Source organism: Pseudonocardia kunmingensis, assembly GCF_006716445.1.
In the GTDB taxonomy this organism is placed as follows: domain Bacteria; phylum Actinomycetota; class Actinomycetes; order Mycobacteriales; family Pseudonocardiaceae; genus Pseudonocardia; species Pseudonocardia kunmingensis.
In genome coordinates this window covers 1343329-1360849 of the sequence record NZ_VFPA01000001.1, presented here as the reverse complement: position 1 = coordinate 1360849, position 17521 = coordinate 1343329, and the positions used below count along the sequence as shown (strand labels likewise).

Annotated in this window: 20 protein-coding genes; 9 read left to right on the top strand and 11 right to left on the bottom strand. The window is 73.4% G+C overall.

Annotated elements, in window-relative coordinates:
* Positions 1-29: 29 nt before the first annotated feature.
* Both FB558_RS06525 and FB558_RS06520 read right to left on the bottom strand, forming a co-directional pair.
* Positions 30-917, bottom strand: a complete 888-nt coding sequence (locus FB558_RS06525; protein WP_142049079.1) for a class I SAM-dependent methyltransferase — start codon at positions 915-917, stop codon at positions 30-32.
* A gap of 129 nt (positions 918-1046) precedes the next feature.
* Positions 1047-1403: a hypothetical protein gene (locus FB558_RS06520; RefSeq protein WP_142049077.1), complete on the bottom strand. Its 357-nt coding sequence runs from the start codon at positions 1401-1403 to the stop codon at positions 1047-1049.
* 55 nt (positions 1404-1458) lie between these two features.
* On the opposite strand from FB558_RS06520, the gene FB558_RS06515 reads away from it, so the two are divergent.
* From FB558_RS06515 to mutM, 6 genes are read left to right on the top strand one after another with little or no spacing between them, the layout of a single operon-like run.
* Positions 1459-1854 (top strand): GntR family transcriptional regulator, encoded by a 396-nt coding sequence (locus FB558_RS06515; RefSeq protein ID WP_142049075.1) that lies wholly within the window; start codon positions 1459-1461, stop codon positions 1852-1854.
* Positions 1851-2987, top strand: coding sequence for a DUF1648 domain-containing protein (locus FB558_RS06510; protein WP_142049073.1), 1137 nt, complete (start codon positions 1851-1853; stop codon positions 2985-2987). The genes FB558_RS06515 and FB558_RS06510 overlap by 4 nt, the downstream gene beginning before the upstream one ends.
* On the top strand, positions 2984-3559 hold the full coding sequence (locus tag FB558_RS06505) for a YceD family protein (protein ID WP_425467973.1): 576 nt from the start codon (positions 2984-2986) through the stop codon (positions 3557-3559). The genes FB558_RS06510 and FB558_RS06505 overlap by 4 nt, the downstream gene beginning before the upstream one ends.
* A 27-nt stretch (positions 3560-3586) precedes the next feature.
* Positions 3587-3769 carry a 50S ribosomal protein L32 gene (gene rpmF / locus FB558_RS06500; RefSeq protein ID WP_142049071.1) on the top strand — a complete coding sequence of 61 codons (183 nt, stop codon included), beginning with the start codon at positions 3587-3589 and terminating at the stop codon, positions 3767-3769.
* A 13-nt stretch (positions 3770-3782) separates the two neighbouring features.
* A complete protein-coding gene (rnc, locus tag FB558_RS06495) occupies positions 3783-4523 on the top strand; it encodes a ribonuclease III (protein ID WP_142049069.1) in 741 nt (246 codons plus the stop codon).
* Position 4524: 1 nt separating this feature from the next.
* Entirely contained in the window at positions 4525-5406 is an 882-nt protein-coding gene (gene mutM / locus FB558_RS06490; protein WP_142049067.1) for a bifunctional DNA-formamidopyrimidine glycosylase/DNA-(apurinic or apyrimidinic site) lyase, read from the top strand.
* Positions 5407-5535: 129 nt separating this feature from the next.
* On the opposite strand, the gene FB558_RS06485 is transcribed toward mutM, so the two are convergent.
* Positions 5536-5727, bottom strand: coding sequence for a helix-turn-helix domain-containing protein (locus FB558_RS06485; protein WP_246106276.1), 192 nt, complete (start codon positions 5725-5727; stop codon positions 5536-5538).
* A 111-nt stretch (positions 5728-5838) separates the two neighbouring features.
* On the opposite strand from FB558_RS06485, the gene FB558_RS06480 reads away from it, so the two are divergent.
* Positions 5839-6126 carry a hypothetical protein gene (locus tag FB558_RS06480; protein ID WP_142049063.1) on the top strand — a complete coding sequence of 96 codons (288 nt, stop codon included), beginning with the start codon at positions 5839-5841 and terminating at the stop codon, positions 6124-6126.
* A gap of 1087 nt (positions 6127-7213) precedes the next feature.
* Here FB558_RS06480 and FB558_RS44355 read toward each other — a convergent pair.
* The 8 genes from FB558_RS44355 to corA all read right to left on the bottom strand — a co-directional run bounded on the left by FB558_RS44355 (position 7214) and on the right by corA (position 15770).
* Complete coding sequence (locus FB558_RS44355; RefSeq protein ID WP_142049061.1) at positions 7214-8389, bottom strand: Gfo/Idh/MocA family protein; 1176 nt, start codon at positions 8387-8389, stop codon at positions 7214-7216.
* Positions 8386-9393: a Gfo/Idh/MocA family protein gene (locus tag FB558_RS44350; protein ID WP_246106275.1), complete on the bottom strand. Its 1008-nt coding sequence runs from the start codon at positions 9391-9393 to the stop codon at positions 8386-8388. The genes FB558_RS44355 and FB558_RS44350 overlap by 4 nt, the downstream gene beginning before the upstream one ends.
* On the bottom strand, positions 9390-10394 hold the full coding sequence (locus FB558_RS06465; protein WP_211366135.1) for a Gfo/Idh/MocA family protein: 1005 nt from the start codon (positions 10392-10394) through the stop codon (positions 9390-9392). Before FB558_RS06465 ends, FB558_RS44350 begins: the two co-directional genes overlap by 4 nt.
* 5 nt (positions 10395-10399) lie before the next feature.
* The gene (locus FB558_RS06460) at positions 10400-11236 is read right to left on the bottom strand and encodes a carbohydrate ABC transporter permease (protein WP_142049057.1); all 837 of its coding nucleotides are present in this window, start codon (positions 11234-11236) and stop codon (positions 10400-10402) included.
* Complete coding sequence (locus FB558_RS06455; protein ID WP_142049055.1) at positions 11229-12167, bottom strand: carbohydrate ABC transporter permease; 939 nt, start codon at positions 12165-12167, stop codon at positions 11229-11231. Before FB558_RS06455 ends, FB558_RS06460 begins: the two co-directional genes overlap by 8 nt.
* Positions 12164-13468 (bottom strand): ABC transporter substrate-binding protein, encoded by a 1305-nt coding sequence (locus FB558_RS06450; RefSeq protein WP_142049053.1) that lies wholly within the window; start codon positions 13466-13468, stop codon positions 12164-12166. Before FB558_RS06450 ends, FB558_RS06455 begins: the two co-directional genes overlap by 4 nt.
* On the bottom strand, positions 13465-14634 hold the full coding sequence (locus tag FB558_RS06445) for an ROK family protein (RefSeq protein WP_142049051.1): 1170 nt from the start codon (positions 14632-14634) through the stop codon (positions 13465-13467). The genes FB558_RS06450 and FB558_RS06445 overlap by 4 nt, the downstream gene beginning before the upstream one ends.
* 101 nt (positions 14635-14735) lie before the next feature.
* Positions 14736-15770 carry a magnesium/cobalt transporter CorA gene (gene corA / locus FB558_RS06440; RefSeq protein WP_142049049.1) on the bottom strand — a complete coding sequence of 345 codons (1035 nt, stop codon included), beginning with the start codon at positions 15768-15770 and terminating at the stop codon, positions 14736-14738.
* A 93-nt stretch (positions 15771-15863) separates the two neighbouring features.
* Here corA and FB558_RS06435 point away from each other — a divergent pair, with 93 nt between their 5' ends.
* Both FB558_RS06435 and FB558_RS06430 read left to right on the top strand, forming a co-directional pair.
* Entirely contained in the window at positions 15864-16184 is a 321-nt protein-coding gene (locus tag FB558_RS06435; RefSeq protein WP_142049047.1) for a PadR family transcriptional regulator, read from the top strand.
* Positions 16181-17470 carry an HAAS signaling domain-containing protein gene (locus tag FB558_RS06430; protein ID WP_142049045.1) on the top strand — a complete coding sequence of 430 codons (1290 nt, stop codon included), beginning with the start codon at positions 16181-16183 and terminating at the stop codon, positions 17468-17470. Before FB558_RS06435 ends, FB558_RS06430 begins: the two co-directional genes overlap by 4 nt.
* The last annotated feature ends 51 nt before the right edge of the window (positions 17471-17521 follow it).

The window sequence follows — 17521 nt, the reverse complement described above, 5'->3', positions numbered from 1 at the left end:
GATACGAGTGCCCCAGCACCCGTATCCACTCACGACCGCTGGTGGAAGTGCCAGACGAGCAGGCCGGGCACGCCGGCGCTCGCCGCGCGGGCCGCGTCGGGCACGAGCGCGTTGAGCGCCCACGGCCAGACCTCCCAGGGGCCGGGCGCCGCGGGCGCAGGGGCGTCCGGGTCCGGATCCGGCACGGGCATCCGCGGCTCCTCGCAGCGGCGCACCTGCAAGCCCACCGGGAGGGCGGCACGCAGGTAGTCGCCGACCAGGTGGCGGTGCGACACCAGGCGGCCCGGGCGGCCCTCGGCGTCGCGCACGGGCTGGTTCGAGCCGCGGGCGACGACCTCCGGGTGCATGTCCGCGATCACCAGGTGCCCGCCGGGCCGCAGCACGCGAGCGAACTCGGCCAGCACCGGGCGGAGGTCGGGGACGTGTGACAACGCGAGCGCGCAGACCACCAGGTCCACCGCGTCGTCGTCGAGCGGCAACCCGGTCAGCTCGCCGAGCCGGAACTCGCTCCCGGGCACCTCGGCGCGGGCCCGGGCGAGCATCTCCGGCGAGCTGTCGACGCCGATGACGCGGTGCCCGCGCGCGGCCAGCGCCGCGGACCACCGCCCGGTGCCGCACGCGGCGTCGAGCGCGACGCCCGCGGGCAGCGCGTCGAGGATCTCGCCGACGACCGGTTCGTCGAGGTCGAACGCCGCGTTCGGGCCGCCGTAGGTGCGCGACCAGATGCGGTAGCCCTCGACGGTGCCGACCCGGTCGACCTCCACCCCCGCGCCCGCCAGCGACTCGTCGTCGAGCAGCCTGCGCACCTCGGCGAGGCGCGCCTCGACGAATGCGCGGTCGTACTCCCCGGTGAACCCCCGCAGCAGGGCGATCCCCTCGATGCCGAGCACGTAGGCCAGCGGATGCTCGTAGATCACGACGGCGACGCTACGAGCGGTCGTGGCAGGGGTCGACCGGATTGCGCCGCGTGCTCGCACAGACCATGCCTACCCCGCACACGCGACCGGGCGCGTGTGCGAGGCCGTGGAGATGTGTGCGAGCGCAGCTCAGGGCCGCGCCGCGCGCAGGCCCCTCGCGACCGCCGCCGCGTCCGGCAGGCCGACGAGCACCTCGTCGTAGCCGGTGACGCCGCGGTCGAGCCGCAGGCGCAGGGCCGGCTGGCCGCGCCGGACGCTGACGAGCTGCCGCAGCCCGACCCCGATGCCCCAGCGGCCGATCTTGCGCACCCCGGTGACGAGCAGCCCGGCGCGCCCACCCCGCGTGGCGCGCAGCCCGTTCTCGACGACCTCGACCTCCCGGATCGCGCCGAACGGAACCTCCAGCTGCGCCCGCAGGGTGAACAGCGGCTCCCACCCCTCGAACCGCACCACCACGCCCGTGTCGTGCTCCTCGATCCGCGCCATCCCTGCCTCCTCTGTCTCGCTGTTCTAGTAGATGTATAGCAGATATGCTGTCCGCGTGCACCTGACCCTGGACCTCGACAGCGAGGTGCCGATCTACCTCCAGCTCCGCGACCAGGTGGTGGAGGCGATCGCCGACGGTGGGCTCGCGGAGGGCTCGCCGCTGCCGTCCACCCGGCAGCTGGCGGCCGACCTCGGTATCAACTTCCACACCGTCAACAAGGCCTACGACCTGCTGCGGCAGCAGTCGGTGATCCGGATCAACCGCAAGAGCGGCGCCGTGGTCCGCCGCGACGCCGGGTCCGGGCCACCCGAGCCCGGCTTCGTCGAGGACTGGGAGCAGCGGCTGCGCACGCTGCTCGCCGAGGCGGTGGTGCACGGCGTGGCACCCGCGGGCGTCCGCGAGCGCTGCGACGGGGTGCTCGCGTCGTTCCGGGCCGGGGACCGGGTGTGAGCCTCGCCTCGGACCTGGTGGCCGTCGCGCTCGTCACCGTCGCGTTCCGGGCGCTGCCCGCGCTCGCGCGCCCGACGTTGCCCTTCGGGGTGCGCGTGCCGCCCGCGCGCGTCGACGAGCCCGCCCTGCGCCGGGAGCGGCACCGGTACGCGCGCTGGGTCGACGAGGCCGGCGCGCTCGGTGCGGTGGTGGTGGTCGTGCTCGCGCTGCTCGCGGCCCCGGCCGGGGTGCGGGCGGGCGCCGTCACCGCGCTCGGTGCGGCCGACCTCGCGTTCTTCCTGGTCGCCTCCCGGGCCGTCGGCAGGGCGAAGCGGGCGGGGGACTGGTACGCCGGGACGCGCCAGGGCGTCACCGCCGACACCTCGCTGCGGACCGACCCCGTGCGGGTGCCCTGGGCCGTGCTCGTCCCCGCCGTCGTCGTGCTGCTGGCGACGGCCGCGGTCGGCGTGCTGCGCTACCCGGAGCTGCCCGCGACGCTGCCCGCCCTCGGGGGCACGGGGGTGCTGCCGGACGTGCGCGTGCCCACCACGGCCGGCGCGGCCTTCGCGCCCGTCGTCCAGCAGGCGGTGCTGACCGTGCTGATGCCGGCCCTGGTGGCCGTCTCGCTGCGGGCCCGCCCGGAGCTCGACGCCGCCGACCCGGCCGGCAGCGCCGCGCGGTACCGGGTCTACCTGCGCGGCCTCGCCGTGCTGCTGCTCGGTAGCACGGCGCTGGGGAACCTGAGCCTCGCGGTCGTCGCCGCGCTGCTCTGGGGCCTCGCGGCGCCGGGTCCGCTCGCCACCGCGGCGCTGGTGGTGCCGCTCGCCGTCGCGGGGCTGGCCTGGGTGGTGTTCGCGGTGCGGGTGGGGGAGGCCGGGCACCGGTTGCCGGGCGGCACCGCGCCGTCGCGGCTCGTGCAGCGCCGGCTCGTGCAGCGCGACGACGACCGCCACTGGTACCTCGCCGGCCTCGTCTACGGCAACCGTGCCGACCCGGCGCTGCTGGTGCACAAGCGCATCGGCATGGGGTGGACGCTCAACCTCGGCCACCCGGTCGCCTGGGCCGTGCTGGCGGGGCTCGTCCTGCTCGCCGTGCTCGCGACCACCGGCGTGATCGACCTGCCCGCGCGCGGCGGGCCTACCCTGGAGCCGTGAGCACGCACCGCCCCACCCCCGGTCACCCCGACCCGGCGAGCCCGTGGGTCTTCGCCACCCGTGAGCTCGGCAGGCGTCCGGGGAACATGCGCACCTACACGCGCCGCATCGACGCCCCGGCGGGTCCGATCCCGCTCGGGGTCGACGCGATCGCGGTTCCACCCGGTGCGCCCATCGAGCTCGACGTGCGGATGGAGTCGGTCACCGAGGGCGTCTACGTCTCGGGCCGCGCGCACGCGCCGGTGTCCGGCGAGTGCTCGCGCTGCCTCGACGAGCTGTCCGACGAGATCGACGTCGCGCTGTCGGAGCTGTTCGCCTACCCCGACAGCGTCACCGACGAGACCACCGACGAGGACGAGGTGTCGCGCGTCGTCGACGAGATGGTCGACGTCGAGCAGATCGTGCGCGACGCCGTGGTCCTCGCCCTGCCGCTGGCCCCGCTCTGCCGGGACGACTGCCCCGGTCTGTGCCCCGACTGCGGGGAGAAGCGGGCCGACCTCGGGCCCGACCACGGGCATGAGACACTGGATCCTCGCTGGGCCGCTCTCCGTGAGCGGTTGCCCGCCGAATGACCCGCACACACTGCTAGGAGATCTCACGTGGCTGTTCCGAAGCGCCGGATGTCGCGGTCGAACACGCGCTCGCGCCGGGCGCAGTGGAAGGCCGCTGCTCCCACCCTCGTCGCCTGCTCGAACCGCGCCTGCCGGGCCACCAAGCCCCCGCACGTGGCGTGCCCGACCTGTGGCACCTACGACGGCCGTCCGGTCGTCACCCCGGCCTGATCACGCCGCACGGATGGGAGAGCGCGTGCCGCAGGGGTCCGTGGACGATCGCGGGCCCCTCCTCGCCTCGCTCGGGGTGAAGATCTCCGACGATCTCCTCACCCTCGCACTCACCCACCGCTCGTACGCCTACGAGAACGGTGGGCTGCCCACGAACGAGCGGCTCGAGTTCCTGGGCGACTCGGTGCTGTCCATCGTCGTCACCGAGCGGCTCTACCGGGACCACCCCGAGCTGCCCGAGGGGCAGCTGGCCAAGCTGCGCGCGAGCGTCGTCAACATGCACGCCCTCGCCGGGGTGGCCACCACCCTCGGCGACGACGGGCTGGGCGCGCACCTCTACCTGGGCCGCGGCGAGGAGCTCACCGGCGGCCGCACGAAGGCGAGCATCCTCGCCGACGCCACCGAGGCGCTGATCGGCGCGGTGTACCTCGAGCACGGTCTCGACACCGCCCGCGAGCTGGTGCACCGGCTGTTCGACTCGCTGCTGGAGGGCGCGCCGCTGCTCGGCGCCGGCCTGGACTGGAAGACCAGCCTGCAGGAGCTCACCGCCTCCGCCGACCTCGGTGTGCCCGAGTACCGGATCACCGAGGACGGACCGGACCACCTCAAGGAGTTCACGGCCACCGCGGTCGTCGCAGGCCGCGACCTCGGCTCGGGTGTGGGGCGCACCAAGAAGGAAGCCGAGCAGAAGGCGGCCGAGCTGGCGTGGCGCACCCTCACGGCCGAGGCCGCAGGCGGCTCCGAGGGGCGCTAGGTTGCCCGAGCTGCCCGAGGTCGAGGTCGTCCGGCGGGGCCTCGCCGACCACGTGCTCGACCGCACGATCGAGCGGGTCGACGTCGCGCACCCCCGGGCCGTCCGGCGCCACGTCGAGGGGGCCGCGGACTTCTCCGCGCGCCTGGCGGGTCGCCGGATCAGCGCGGCCCGTCGCCGCGGCAAGTACCTCTGGCTCGACCTCGACGGCGGCGCCGAGGGTGAGGACGCCGTACTCGCCCACCTCGGCATGAGCGGACAGATGCTCGTCGCCGACGCCGACCGGCCCGACGAGACCCACCTCCGCGTCCGCGTGCGGTTCGCCGACGGCGGGCCGGAGCTGCGGTTCGTCGACCAGCGCACGTTCGGCGGGCTGTCGCTGCACCCGCTGGTGCCGGCCGTCGGTGGCGGGCTGCTGCCCGCGCCCGTGGCCCACATCGCCCGGGACCCGATGGACCCGGTCTTCGAACCCGACGCCGCCGTCGCCGGCATCCGCCGCAGGCGCACCGGGCTCAAGCGCGCCCTGCTCGACCAGACCGTCGTCTCCGGGATCGGCAACATCTACGCCGACGAGGCGCTCTGGCGCGCCCGGCTGCACGGCGCCCGTCCCACCGAGAAGCTGACCCGGGCCCAGGGGCGCGCCGTGCTCGACGCGGCCACCGAGGTGATGGCGGAGGCGCTGGTGGCGGGGGGCACCTCGTTCGACGCGTTGTACGTCAACGTCAACGGCGCCTCGGGCTACTTCGACCGCTCGCTCGCGGTGTACGGCCAGGCCGACCGGCCGTGCCCGCGCTGCGGCACCCCGATCCGGCGCGACGCGTTCATGAACCGCAGCTCCTACACCTGCCCCCGCTGCCAGCCCCGCCCGCGCAACTCCCACCCCTGACGGCGCACCGCGGGGACGCGTGGACTGCGGGTGAGATGAACGTCAGGGCGATCGCAGCGCCCGCGGATCGCCATGGTGTTCATCTCACCCGCGGCGCCCGTGCATCCGCCCGGTCGCGGAGGCCCCGGGTCAGTCGGCGTCCGGGCGCCTTCTCGGCTGCCCCAGCTGCTCCCGTACGTCGTCCAGGGAGAAGCGGTATTGGCCGCCGGGCGTGGTCATCGTCGGCCGGATGCGGCCTGCCCTGACCCATCGTTGGACCGTCTTGACGTTGACGTGCAGCAGTTCCGCAAGCTCGCTGCTGTTCAGGAGACGGTCCGGCACACCGGACATGTTCGAGCGAGTACCCGACCGGAGGTAGTTTGATCTAACCAGACGTATCCGTAGCTATCCATACATACCCCGCGATACCCAGATGTCCGATATAGTGCCCGCATGGTGTTCTGGGTCACGGAGCTTCCGGGAGGCGGGTTCGCGATGGGTGAGGCTGCGGACGAGGCAGGGGCGCGATCGATGATCGAGTCGCAGCAGCGGGGGTCGGTGACGTTCAACGAGCACACCGGTCGGTACCGCTGGACCGTCGTGCTGGACGGCGGGAAGTCCTCGCACGGGTTCGCCGACACGCGGGAGGAGGCCTGGTGGTTCGTCGAGGAGGCGCTCCGGCGGCCGCACCGGGGCGTCCGCTCCCGCCACCCGCGCGGGAGATTCGGGTTGTCGACCTGAGAGGCGCCCGGCGGGCCATGATCAGATCGACCTGAGCGCTGTTCCCATACACACCTTGCTGTGGTCCCGGTGCACCCACTACCCCTGCAAGTCCGGTGATCAGCGGGCCGTCGCACCTCATGATCGGCGGGATCGGGACATGCGCTGCACGACGAGCCTGTTGCCGATGGGCTCCGGTCGCGCGCGGTGGGCGGCTGATTCAGGGCTTCGGGAAGAGGGATTCGCATGACGAACGGCACTTTCGTCGGCTAGGTACCGACGAGAGTGCCGTTCGTCAGGGTGGGAGCCTGACGATCGGCAACACGCTCGGGCTGCAGGTCAGATCCCGTATTCGCGATCATGGCCGTGGCAAGGGGTCCGGAACGGCACCACAGCCGGTCGCGTGGCACCCGACAGGGGCGTTCTCGTCCCGAACCGGCCGGGGCCCGGTCGGGGACGGCCGCCCGAGCGACCACGTAACTCGGTAGTGGTGCCAACCCGGCCACCTCCGCATGGCGGGATGCCGCTCGGCACCGGAGTGATCGCGCGGAAGGCCGGGGCGAGGGGTGGGGCAGCTCGCCCCGAGCCGGGAACGGCGCGCCCACGGGAGGGCGCACCCGCGAACGGGCCCACCGGATCCCCGTTCGCGGGTGAAGGGAACACCAGAGCTGGCCAAGCATGATCGAAAAGCCCTGGTGTTCCGTTCACCCGCAAAACCCGGCCCCGAGCAGGAGAACGGCGCACCCGCAACTCGCCCGACCGATGAGTTCCCCCGCGAAGGCGGTCACGGCGGCGTTCCACGGCCTGACCGAGGGATGATCAGCAGAGCGACGAATCCGTCGCGGCGAGTCGACCTGCGAGAAGCACACCAGCGCGGTCGCGAGGACGCTGACGTGCGACTCGGACCGATCACGCGACGCCGAGCGCCGCCACCGGATCGGTTCCTAGTGTCCCCCGCCGGAAGTTCGCTGGGTAAGTCGGTGGATCCAGGTTCTCGCTGCGTGTGCCGGGCGGCGAGCCTCGTACCGGGCGTACTCGGCTCGTCGACCGGTGCGCGCAGCGTGGAGCTGGGCCGCCGAATTATTCGGCGGACTTCCGGCGGGGGACACTAGCATTGCCCCCGCTCGAAGTAGGCGACGAGCTCCGGGTCCAGCGGCGGGATCTCCCGCGGTTCCCCCGCCGCCCGCAGCGACTCCGTGGCCAGGACGCCCGCGGCCACGCTCATCCGGGCGGCCACCGGGGAGGTGTCGGTGGCGCCGCCGTCGCGGGCGAACCGCAGGAACTCCGCCATGAGCAGCGGGTCCGCGCCCGAATGGACCTCCGTGGTCGGCGGCAGCCGGTACTCGATGTCGGCGTCGGGTGCGTGGCCCGAGCGTCGCCGGTTCCACACCTTGACCACCGCGTCCGAGCCGTCGCCGACGTTCTCCAGCCGCCCCTCGTCGCCGATCACCGTGTAGTTGCGCCAGTAGTCCGGGGTGAAGTGGCACTGCTGGTAGGCGGCCAGCACGCCCCCGCCCAGCTGCAGGTTCACCAGGGACAGGTCCTCGACGTCGATCACCGGGTTGAGGTCGCGCTGGCTGCGGGGCGGCCAGTGCCGGTCCGGGTCGAGCCAGCCCGCGGTCTTCGGCGTGCCGGGGGCGCGCCGGTGCCCGTCGCCGTAGACGCGCAGGGCGCCGAACGCGGAGACCCGCTCGGTGTAGGCGCCGGCGAGCCAGTGCACCACGTCGAAGTCGTGCGCGGCCTTCTGCAGCAGCAGCGAGGTCGTGCAGCGGCGCTCGGCGTGCCAGTCCTTGAAGTAGAAGTCGCCGCCGTTGCCCACGAAGTGGCGCACCCACACCGACTGCACGGTGCCGATGTCCCCGCGCGCGACGATCTCCCGCATCGTGCGCACCACGGGCATGTGCCGCATGTTGTGGCCGACGTAGAGCCGGCTGCCCGTCTCCCGCGCGGTGCGCAGCACCCGGTCGCAGTCCTCGACGGTGGTCGCGAGCGGCTTCTCCACGAACACGGCCTTGCCCGCCTGCAGCGCGGCGCAGGCGAGGTCGGCGTGGGTGTGGTCGGGGGTGATCAGCAGGACGGCGTCGACGTCGGCGCGGTCCAGCAGGGTGCGGGCGTCGGTGTGCGCGTCGGCGTCGGGGTGCCGCTCGCGCACCGCCCGCCGTGCCGCCTCGGCGTCGACGTCGGCCACCGCCACGACACGCGAGGTGCCGGGACGCTCGGCGGCCAGGGCGAGGCCGGAGCGGAAGCCGGCCCCGACAACCCCCACACCGAGCACATCGGTCACGCCGGCACACCCGTACGCGCGGACTCGTACGCGCGCGCGACGACCCGCAGCGAGCGCAGGCCCGACTCGCCGTCCGGCTGCGGGCGCCGCCCGTCCCGGATCGCCGAGACGAACTCCTCGAGCATCGGCCCGTCGCCGCCCTCGCCGAAGTCGAACCGCAGCGGCCCGCGCGTCGACGCCCGGAACCCGTGGACGGCCTGGGCGAACGCGTCCATGTCCGCGATCCCGTCCTCGCCGAACAGCCGCAGGGTCAGCCCGCCCCACGTGGGGTAGTGCTGCGGCACCGACCAGCTGCAGTCGATGGTCGCGATCATGCCGCCGGGGTAGCTCAGCGACACGAGCCCGCCGGTCTCCACCTCGACGTCGTCGCCGCGGATCATCCGGTTGGTCACCGCGTGCACCGACTCCGCCTCCGCGCCCGAGAGCAGGCAGTCGAGCAGGTCGGCGAGGTGGACGGTGTGGTCCATGACGGCGCCGCCGCCGGCGAGCTCGGCGTCGGAGAACCACGACCGGCCACCGGGGAGCTGGCCGTTGTTCGTGCCCGCGGCGGCGACGACCCGGCCCAGCGCGGGCAGGGTGGCCTGCAGCGCGCGGAACTGGCGGGAGAACCGCACCGGGTAGGCGATCATGAGGTGCACCCCGGCCGCGGCGCATGCCGCGATCATGGCCTCGCCGTCGGCCACCGTGGTGGCCATCGGCTTCTCGCACAGCACGTGCGCTCCCGCCGCGGCGGCCAGCTCGGTGAGCTCGCGGTGGCGCGAGTTCTCGGAGCAGACGATCACGCCGTCCGGCCCCCAGTCGAGCAGCTCCTGGTGGGTGTCGAAGTAGCGGCCCACGCCCAGCTGCTCCGCGAACGCCCGGCCCCCGGACTCCCCGGGCGGGCGGGTGGCCGCGTCGGGGTCGCTGACCGCGACCTCGACGTCGGGCCGGCCGGAGAGCAGCGCGAGGTAGCCCGCCGCGTGCAGGTGGGCCAGGGACAGGACACCGATCCGCAGCGGCCTCACGGCGTGACCTCCTCGATGTTCGCGGGGCGCCCGGTGGCGAGCGAGACGTTCGCGGCGGCGGCGAGCCGGACCGCGGCCAGCCCGTCGTCGGCGCTCACCCGCGGCGCCGGGCCGCCGGCGAACGCGGCGGCGATCTCGCGGATCTCGGTGACGAACGGGCTCTCCACCAGCGAGACGTCGGGGAGCAGCCGTTCGCCGCCCTCGTCGGGGGCGCCGGTGTCGGTGCGCAGCGACAGGTCGGTGGCCGAGTCGTAGGAGAGCATCCCGTCGGTGCCCGCGGCGTGGAAGCCGTAGCGGAACCGCGTGCCCGGCCGGGCCCAGGTGCCGGTGACGCTGCTGAGGGCGCCGCCGCGGTGCCGGGCGACGACGTGCGCGGACACCACGCCGGTCGTGGTGCCCGGCGCGCTGTCGGACAGGCGGGCGTGCACCGACTCGACCTCCCCGCCGAGCCAGCGGGCGAAGTCGAGGTCGTGGATCATCTGGTCCATGATGATGCCGCCCGAGAGCGCCGGGTCGGCGAACCAGCCGGCGCGGGGCCGGGCCCCGCAGCGGTGGAAGCGCAGCACGGCGGGCGTGCCGATCGCCCCGGCCGTCACGGCCTGCTGCAGGGCGGCGTACTCGGCGAAGTAGCGCACGACGTGCCCGGGGTAGAGCTGCACCCCGGCGGCCGCGCAGGCCTTCACCATCGACTCGGTGGTCCCGGCGTCGAGCGCGAGCGGCTTCTCGCACAGCACGTGCTTCCCCGCGGCCGCGGCGGCGAGGACGATCTCGGGGTGGGTGTAGGTCGGGGTGCAGACGTCGACGACGTCCACCTCGGCGAGCAGCGCGTCGAGCGTGTCGACGACCCGGCCGCCGCCGTGGCGGACGACCAGCTCCGGGGCGCCGTGGAGCGAGTGCACCACCACCTCGGCGCCCAGGTGGAGCCAGGCCGGCAGGTGCGCGTTCGCGATGCCGCCCGCGCCAACCACGCCCACGCGGCGGGGTCCGGGTGTGCCACCCAAGTCGTTCATCCTTTCGTTCCGGACAGGGCGATGCCCTGCACGAACTGCCGCTGCAGCGCCAGGTAGGCGAGCAGCATCGGGATCGAGGCCATCAGCGACCCGGCCATGAGGACGGGGTAGTCGGTCCACTCCTGGCCCTGCAGGCTGGTGAGCCCCGCGCTGATCGGCATGGTCGCGGGGGCGGTGTTGACCACCAGCGGCCACAGCAGGTCGTTCCAGGAGTGCATCACGGTGATCACCGCGAGCGCTGCGAGCGCGGGCTTGACCAGCGGGAGCATGATCGAGAAGAAGATGCGGAACCGGCCGGCGCCGTCCAGCAGGGCGGCCTCCTCGAGGTCCTTCGGGATCGTCGCGAAGAACTGGCGCAGCAGGAACGTGCCGAACGCGGAGAACAGCCCGGGCAGGACGAGCGCGGTCAGGGTGTTGAGCAGCCCGAGGTCGGACATGATCTGGTACTGGGGCAGGATCAGCAGCTGCTTGGGCACCATCAGCACCGACAGGAACAGCGCGAAGATCAGCTCCCGGCCGCGGAACTCCAGCCGCGCGAAGGCGTAGGCGCCCAGCGAGCAGAACGCGAGCTGGCCCACCGTCACGACGGACGCCACGATCAGCGAGTTCACCAGCTGCTGGGCGAACGGCAGCGCGTCGAACACGTCGGCGAAGTTCGACCACAGCCACTCCTGCGGGAACACCGTCGGCGGCACCGTCGTCGTCTCCGGCAGCGACTTGAACGCCGTGAGCAACTGCCAGACGAACGGGCCGATCATGGCCACGGCGCCGAGGACCAGCACGGCGTGGGTGAGTACGGAACCGGTGCGGGTGACGCGCGCGGACTCAGACATAGTTCACCCACCTGCGCTGGAGCCGGAACTGGACGAAAGTGAGGGCCCCGATCAGCAGCATCAGCAGGAACGCCAGCGCGGTGGCCGTGCCCTTGTCCGCCTCGACGAAGGCCTTCTCGTAGAACAGCTGGACGATCGACTGCGACGCCCCGAACGCGGGGTTGACCGTGGCCGTCGCGCTCATCACGTAGACCAGGTCGAAGATCTGCAGGGTCGCGATGACGTTGATGACCGTGCAGAAGAAGATGCTGGGCGACAGCAGCGGCAGCGTGATGCGCCAGAACCGCTGGAACGCGCTCGCCCCGTCGATCTCGGCGGCCTCGGCGTACTCCTTCGGGATCGCCTTGATCCCCGCGATGAAGATGATGAGGTAGTAGCCGATCTGCGACCACACCTGCACCACGCCGATCGCGAACAGCGCCGTGTCCGGGTTGGAGACCCAGTAGGTGCCGGGGATGCCGAAGATGCCGAGGAACTGGTTGACGAGCCCGAAGTCACCGTTGTACAGCCACTTCCACACCATCCCGCTCGCCACCGGGAGCGTGATGAACGGGATGAAGTAGAGCGCCCGGTAGACCGACACCCCGCGCAGGCCCTCGCGGTTGAGCAGCACCGCGAACAGGATCGCGGCGGGCAGCGTGAGCAGGCCGATCACCATGTATAGCAGGGTGTTGCCGAGCGCGGTCCAGAAGGCGTCGAGCCGGAACACGTTGACGTAGTTGGCGAGCCCGGTGAAGGTGTGCCCGCCGAACGGGCCCCACTCGGCGAAGCTCAGCACGAACGTCGAGATCGCCGGGTAGAGGTAGAGGGACAGCAGGCCGAGGCCCACCGGGGCGATGAACAGGTAGGCGCTGCGGTGGTGGGGGCGGCGTCGCCGGGCGGGTGCCGGTTGCGCCGCCCGGACGGCCGGCTCGGTTGCGAGCTGGGTCATACCGCCTCCTTGGCGAGGACGCCGTTCATGTCGTCGGCCAGCGACCGGGCCGACTGCTCGACGGGCCTGCTGCCGGCACCGATCCAGGACGGGCCGAGGTGCCGCAGCTGCATGAGCTCCCAGGTCATGGTGTTGACCGAGGCCGGGTACGCCGTGGCGTCGGGGACCTGGTCGATGAACGACTGCATGCGGAACTCCGGCTTGGAGTCGAGGAAGGCCTGCTGGGTGCCGGAGAAGCTGGGCAGGATGGTTCCGGAGCGCCCCTGGATCTCGCCCGCGGTGCGGCCGGCCATGAACTTCACGAACTCGTAGGCGGCGTCCGGGTACGCGGTGCGCGCGTTGACGACGTTCGCGAGCCCGTGGATGACGTTGCCCCGCTGCACGCCCCGGGGGAGCACGGCGATGCCGGTGCGCGCGCGGACCTCCGGGTCCTCGTAGGTGGCGTTCGAGTCGTTGGGCAGGCCGTTGTACATCGCGACCTTCCCGCCCTGGAACAGCTCCCGCGGCCGCGTGTCGGCCTCGACCATCGCGTTGGGCGCGAGGCCCCGGTCGATCGCGTCGGTGAGGTGGCGCAGGCCGCCGATCGTGGCGTCGTCGTCGAACCCCGAGCGGGTGCCCCGCAGCACCCACCCCCGGTTCTGGAAGATCGCCGGGTACAGGTTGCGCTGGCGGTCCAGCGCCGCGGAGAAGCCGAACACCCCCGAGGCCGGGTCGCGGATCTCGGCCGAGGCGTCGAGGACGTGCTGCCAGGTCCAGCTCTCGTCCGGGTAGGAGATCCCGGCCCGGTCGAACAGCTCGGTGTTGTAGTAGAGGCTGATCGTGTCGAAGTCCTTGGGGATGCCGAACTGCTCGCCCTCGTGCTGGTAGAGCTCCACCAGGTTCTTCGGGTGCTCGGTGAGCGTGACGCCGTCGCGCCGCAGCCGGTCCGACAGCGGCAGCAGGGTGTCGTAGCGGGCGTACCGGGCGATGTTGGGCGCGTTCATCCAGAAGACGTCCGCCGCCCCGCCGCCGACGATCGAGGTCTGCAGCTTCGTCCAGTAGGTGGCCCACGGCGTCAGCTGGATGGCGACGTCGACGTCCGGGTGCTCCGCGTGGAACGCGGCGATGACCTCCTGCATCGCCGGCACCTGGTCGGCGTCCCAGACGCCGTAGCCGATGGTGGCGCGCCCGCCGTCGGGCACGAACGCGGGGCCGGAGGTGCCGGCGCACCCGGCGATGCCGCCGGCGAGGGGGAGCGCGGCGAGGGAGCGGAGCAGGGTGCGCCGTGGCACCTGCGTGGGTGGTCGGGGAACCGGCGTCATTGCTGGCCTCCAGCGATGGTGGGAACGGGGACGGAGAGCGGCGGCGTGACGAGCGCCGCGATGAGGGGGGAGCGTCGGACGGCGAGCTGGAGCGCGGACCGGACCGCGCCCAGCGCGACGGCCTCGGGGCCGAGCCGGGACAGCACGATCGGCATCGTGCGGAAGGCGGGGCGCTCGACGTGGCGTTCGACGCCCTCGACGAGCGGCCTGCCTGCCTGGGAGAGGCCGCCGCCGAGCACCACCATGTCCGGGTCGAACGCCTTGACCAGGAACTCCACGACCCGGCCGAGGCGCCGGTAGAACTCCTCCACCAGCTCCGCGGCGTGCGCGTCGCCGTGGCGGGCGGCGCGGAAGACCGCACCGATCGCGTCGGGGTCGCTGCCGGCGGTGGCGAGCAGTTCCTCGGTGTCGAAGTACAGCTCCGGGATGCTCCCGATCTCCCCGGCGGCGCCGTGGCGGCCGGTGTGCAGCCGGCCGTCGACGATGATGCCGGCGCGGGTGCGGCGCCCGGCGAGGACGTAGACGACGTCGTCGACGAGGCGGGCCGCGCCCATCCAGTGCTCGGCGAGGGTGGCCATGTTGGCGTCGTTGGCCACGGTGACGGGCACGCCCGCCCAGCGGCCGAAGTGCTTCTCGACGTGGAAGCCGGTCCAGTCCGGGATGACGGTGCTGAGCGTGACCCGCCCCGACGGGTCGACGATGCCGGGCACGCCGAGGCTCAGGGCCAGCGTCTCGGCCGGCTCGATCCCGAGCTCGGCCACGGTGTCGGCGACGAGCGACTGCACCGCGGTGCGGCGGTCCGCGCCGGGCGTCGAGCGGCTGATGGGGCGGGTGGCGGTGTGCCGGGTCGTGCCGGTGATGTCGGCGACCACGGCCGTCAGGAGGTTCACCCCGACGTCGACGCCCACGACGAAGCCCGCGTCCGGGTTGAGCCGGTAGGTCCGCGCGGGCCGGCCCGCCTGCCGGGTGCCGGCCGGCGGGTCGGTGGGCTCGCGCTGCTCGACCCACCCGAGGCGGCCGAGCTCGGTGAGGATCGAGTCGACGGTGGGGCGGGACAGGCCGGTGGCCTGCGCGAGCTCGGCGAGCCTGCGGCCGGCGTCGACCCGAAGCGCGGTGAGCACCCCGACCGTGTTGGCGTGCCGCTCCGCGGAGGAGTCGGATGCCATCGCTGCCCCCCGTCATGCCGGTCGTACCCGATCGGGGCATTACGCTAGGGAGGTTGCATAAATAGCGCAAGGGTCTCGCCGCGAACCTCCGGGAGGAGGCGCTAGAGCCAGCCGCGGCGCTTGAACACGAGGTAGAGCGCGACCATCCCGAGCACCATCAGCAGGACGGCGAACGGGTAGCCCAGCGCCCAGTGCAGCTCCGGCATGTGGTCGAAGTTCATGCCGTAGATCGAGGCGACCAGGCTCGGCGCGAAGAAGATCGCCGCCCACGAGGAGATGCGCTTGACCTGCTCGTTCTGGTCGAAGCCTGCCTGCGTCAGGCGGGCCATCTCCTCGTTCTGGCGCTGCCCGACCAGCGCCGCGTTGACCTGCAGGATGTTCGTGAGCAGCTGGCGGAACGCCTCGATGCGCTCCAGGACGCGCGTGGCGTGGTCGGCGACGTCGCGCAGGGCGCGCCGCAGCTCGAGGTCGGACTCGCCGGCCTGCTCCTTCAGCTTCGCGCGCAGGTTGTCGAACACGTCGGCCAGCGGCTCCACCGCGCGCTGGAACTCGATCACCTCGCGGGAGAGCTGGTAGATCCGCTTCGAGACCCCCGGGTCGCCGCCGAAGACCTGCACCTCGATCTCGTCGATGTCGTCCTGCAGGCCGTCGAGGACCGGGCCGTAGTCGTCCACGATCTTGTCGAGCACGGCGTAGAGCACGGCGTAGGGGCCGTCGTCCAGCAGCGCGGGCTCGTGCTCCAGCCGCTGGCGCACCTGCGCGAGGTCGGGTTCCTCGGCGTGCCGGACGGTGATCACGAAATCGGGTCCGAGGAACAGGTGGACCTCGCCGAGCTCCACGACCTCGTGCCGGTCGACGTAGCGCGCGGGACGCAGCACCACGAACAGCACGTCGCCGTAGCGCTCCAGCTTGGGCCGCTGGTGGGCGGTGATCGTGTCCTCGACGGCGAGGCCGTGCAGCGAGAACTCCTCGGCGACCGCCTGGATCTCCGCGGGCGTGGGGCGCAGCAGGCCGATCCAGCAGAAGCTGTGGCCGTTGTCCGGGCACTGGCGCAGCTCTTCGAAGGTGCGGTCGAGCGAGCCCGGCGCCGCGGCCCGCCTGCCGTCGACGTAGATCGCGTTGTCGACCAGCGGCATGCGGTGAGACTAGCCCGCCCGCGGGACGGGGAGCCCCGGGCGACACTACTGTGCGATGCGTAGTACCGTGCATCGCGCAGGAGGGGGGCAGCCATGGACACGAGCCAGCTGCTCAAGGGTGTGCTCGACCTCGCGGTGCTCGCGGTGCTGGAGCGGGGTGACGGCTACGGCTACGACGTGGTGCGTCGCCTGCGAGCCGCCGGGCTGCAGGAGGTGGGCGACGCGTCGGTGTACGGCACGCTGCGCCGGCTCTACAACGCCGGGCTGCTGACGTCGTACGTCGTGCCGAGCGAGGAGGGCCCGCACCGCAAGTACTACAGCCTGAACGCGCCGGGGCGCGACCGGCTGCGGGAGACCGCGAAGACGTGGCGCGCGTTCGCGGAGACGATGGAAGGGCTGGTGGGGGCGGCATGAGCGACGACGAGGCGACGCAGGGTGGGGCGCCCACGGTGCGGCTGGCGAGCGGGGGAGCCGAGGAGTACCTCGACGGCGTGCGGGGCGCTCTCGCCGACCTCCCGGCCCCGGAGGTCGCCGAGATCCTCGACGACGTCCGCGCGCACCTGGCCGACCTGACCGCCGAGCTCGGCGCGGACGCCGACGCGGCGGCCCTGACCGACCGGCTCGGCCCGCCCCGCGCCTACGCGTCCGAGCTGCGCGCCGCCGCCGGGTACCCGCCGGCCGCGCCGGAGCAGGTGCAGGGCGCCCACGTCGGCCTGGCGCGGCTCGCGATCGCCGCGGCGGTGGTGGCCACGGTGGTGGTGGGAGCGGGCCTGCTCGTGGGTGAGCCGGGCGTGGTCCTGTTCGGGCTGCTGCTCACCGCGCCCGCCCTGCCCCTGCTGCTGCGGGACGGGCCGCGGCTGCCGAGCGTCACGGCGCTGCCGGAGGTGCGGCGCCTGTCCGAACGGCTCGCCGCGGGCGCGGCGGGGCGCACCGTGCTCGGCTTCCTCGCGAGCCTGCAGCCGGCGTGGTGGGTCGCGCGGGCGTTCGCGGCGGCGGTGGTGCTCGTCGCGGTGCTCGGCGGCGGCGGCTTCGCGCCCACCCTGCTCGTCGGGCTGGTCGGCGTGCCCGTCTCGGTCTGGGTCGGCCACCGCACCCGCCGCGACCGCCGCTGGCTCTGGGCGGTGGTCCCGCTGAACGCCCTCGCGGCGATGGTGTTGCTCGTCGCGCCCGTCGACGGCGGGCTCAGCGGTCCGAGCGTGCAGAGCAGCGCCGCGTCCTACCAGCCCGGGCTGTGGCAGGACTCGGAGCGCGAGATCCAGGACATCCGCCCCGTCGACGCGTCCGGCACGCCGCTCACCGGCGTGTACCTGTTCGACCAGGACGGGCGGCCGATCGACACCTCGGGTGGCCGCTTCTGCGCGCCTGCCGGCGCCCCGGGCGATCAGGACGCGGCCGAGGCGGCGCGCCCGTACCCGCGCGGCACCTGGGACTACGACCACCGCACCGGCGAGTGCGTGCTCACGCCGCCCGTCCCGCTCGTGGTCGCCGTGCCCTCCGCCGGGTCGACGGCCCCGACGGCGCCGGTGGCGCCGACCACGGTGACGGTCCCGGCCCCGCCGCCCGCGGCCGGGTCGTCACCGGCTCCGGCTGCGCCCTCGGCGCCGGTGACGCCCTCGGTCCCGGCCCCGCCGTCGGCCGCCCTGCCGCCTGCGGTGTCCGTGCCGCCTGCCCCGCCCGTTCCGGCGACGCCGGCGGGGTAGCCCGCCGGGCCCGGCCCGTCCACGTCGTCCCGGGGAGTGGCGGCGCGGACG

Bases quoted from the DNA above. Each gene is read 5' to 3' on its own strand.
- FB558_RS06520 (WP_142049077.1), bottom strand. From the start codon at position 1,403: ATGGCGCGGATCGAGGAGCACGACACGGGCGTGGTGGTGCGGTTCGAG.
- rnc (WP_142049069.1), top strand. From the start codon at position 3,783: ATGGGAGAGCGCGTGCCGCAGGGGTCCGTGGACGATCGCGGGCCCCTC.
- FB558_RS06480 (WP_142049063.1), top strand. From the start codon at position 5,839: ATGGTGTTCTGGGTCACGGAGCTTCCGGGAGGCGGGTTCGCGATGGGT.
- FB558_RS06460 (WP_142049057.1), bottom strand. From the start codon at position 11,236: ATGTCTGAGTCCGCGCGCGTCACCCGCACCGGTTCCGTACTCACCCAC.
- FB558_RS06455 (WP_142049055.1), bottom strand. From the start codon at position 12,167: ATGACCCAGCTCGCAACCGAGCCGGCCGTCCGGGCGGCGCAACCGGCA.
- FB558_RS06450 (WP_142049053.1), bottom strand. From the start codon at position 13,468: ATGACGCCGGTTCCCCGACCACCCACGCAGGTGCCACGGCGCACCCTG.
- FB558_RS06445 (WP_142049051.1), bottom strand. From the start codon at position 14,634: ATGGCATCCGACTCCTCCGCGGAGCGGCACGCCAACACGGTCGGGGTG.
- corA (WP_142049049.1), bottom strand. From the start codon at position 15,770: ATGCCGCTGGTCGACAACGCGATCTACGTCGACGGCAGGCGGGCCGCG.
- FB558_RS06435 (WP_142049047.1), top strand. From the start codon at position 15,864: ATGGACACGAGCCAGCTGCTCAAGGGTGTGCTCGACCTCGCGGTGCTC.
- FB558_RS06430 (WP_142049045.1), top strand. From the start codon at position 16,181: ATGAGCGACGACGAGGCGACGCAGGGTGGGGCGCCCACGGTGCGGCTG.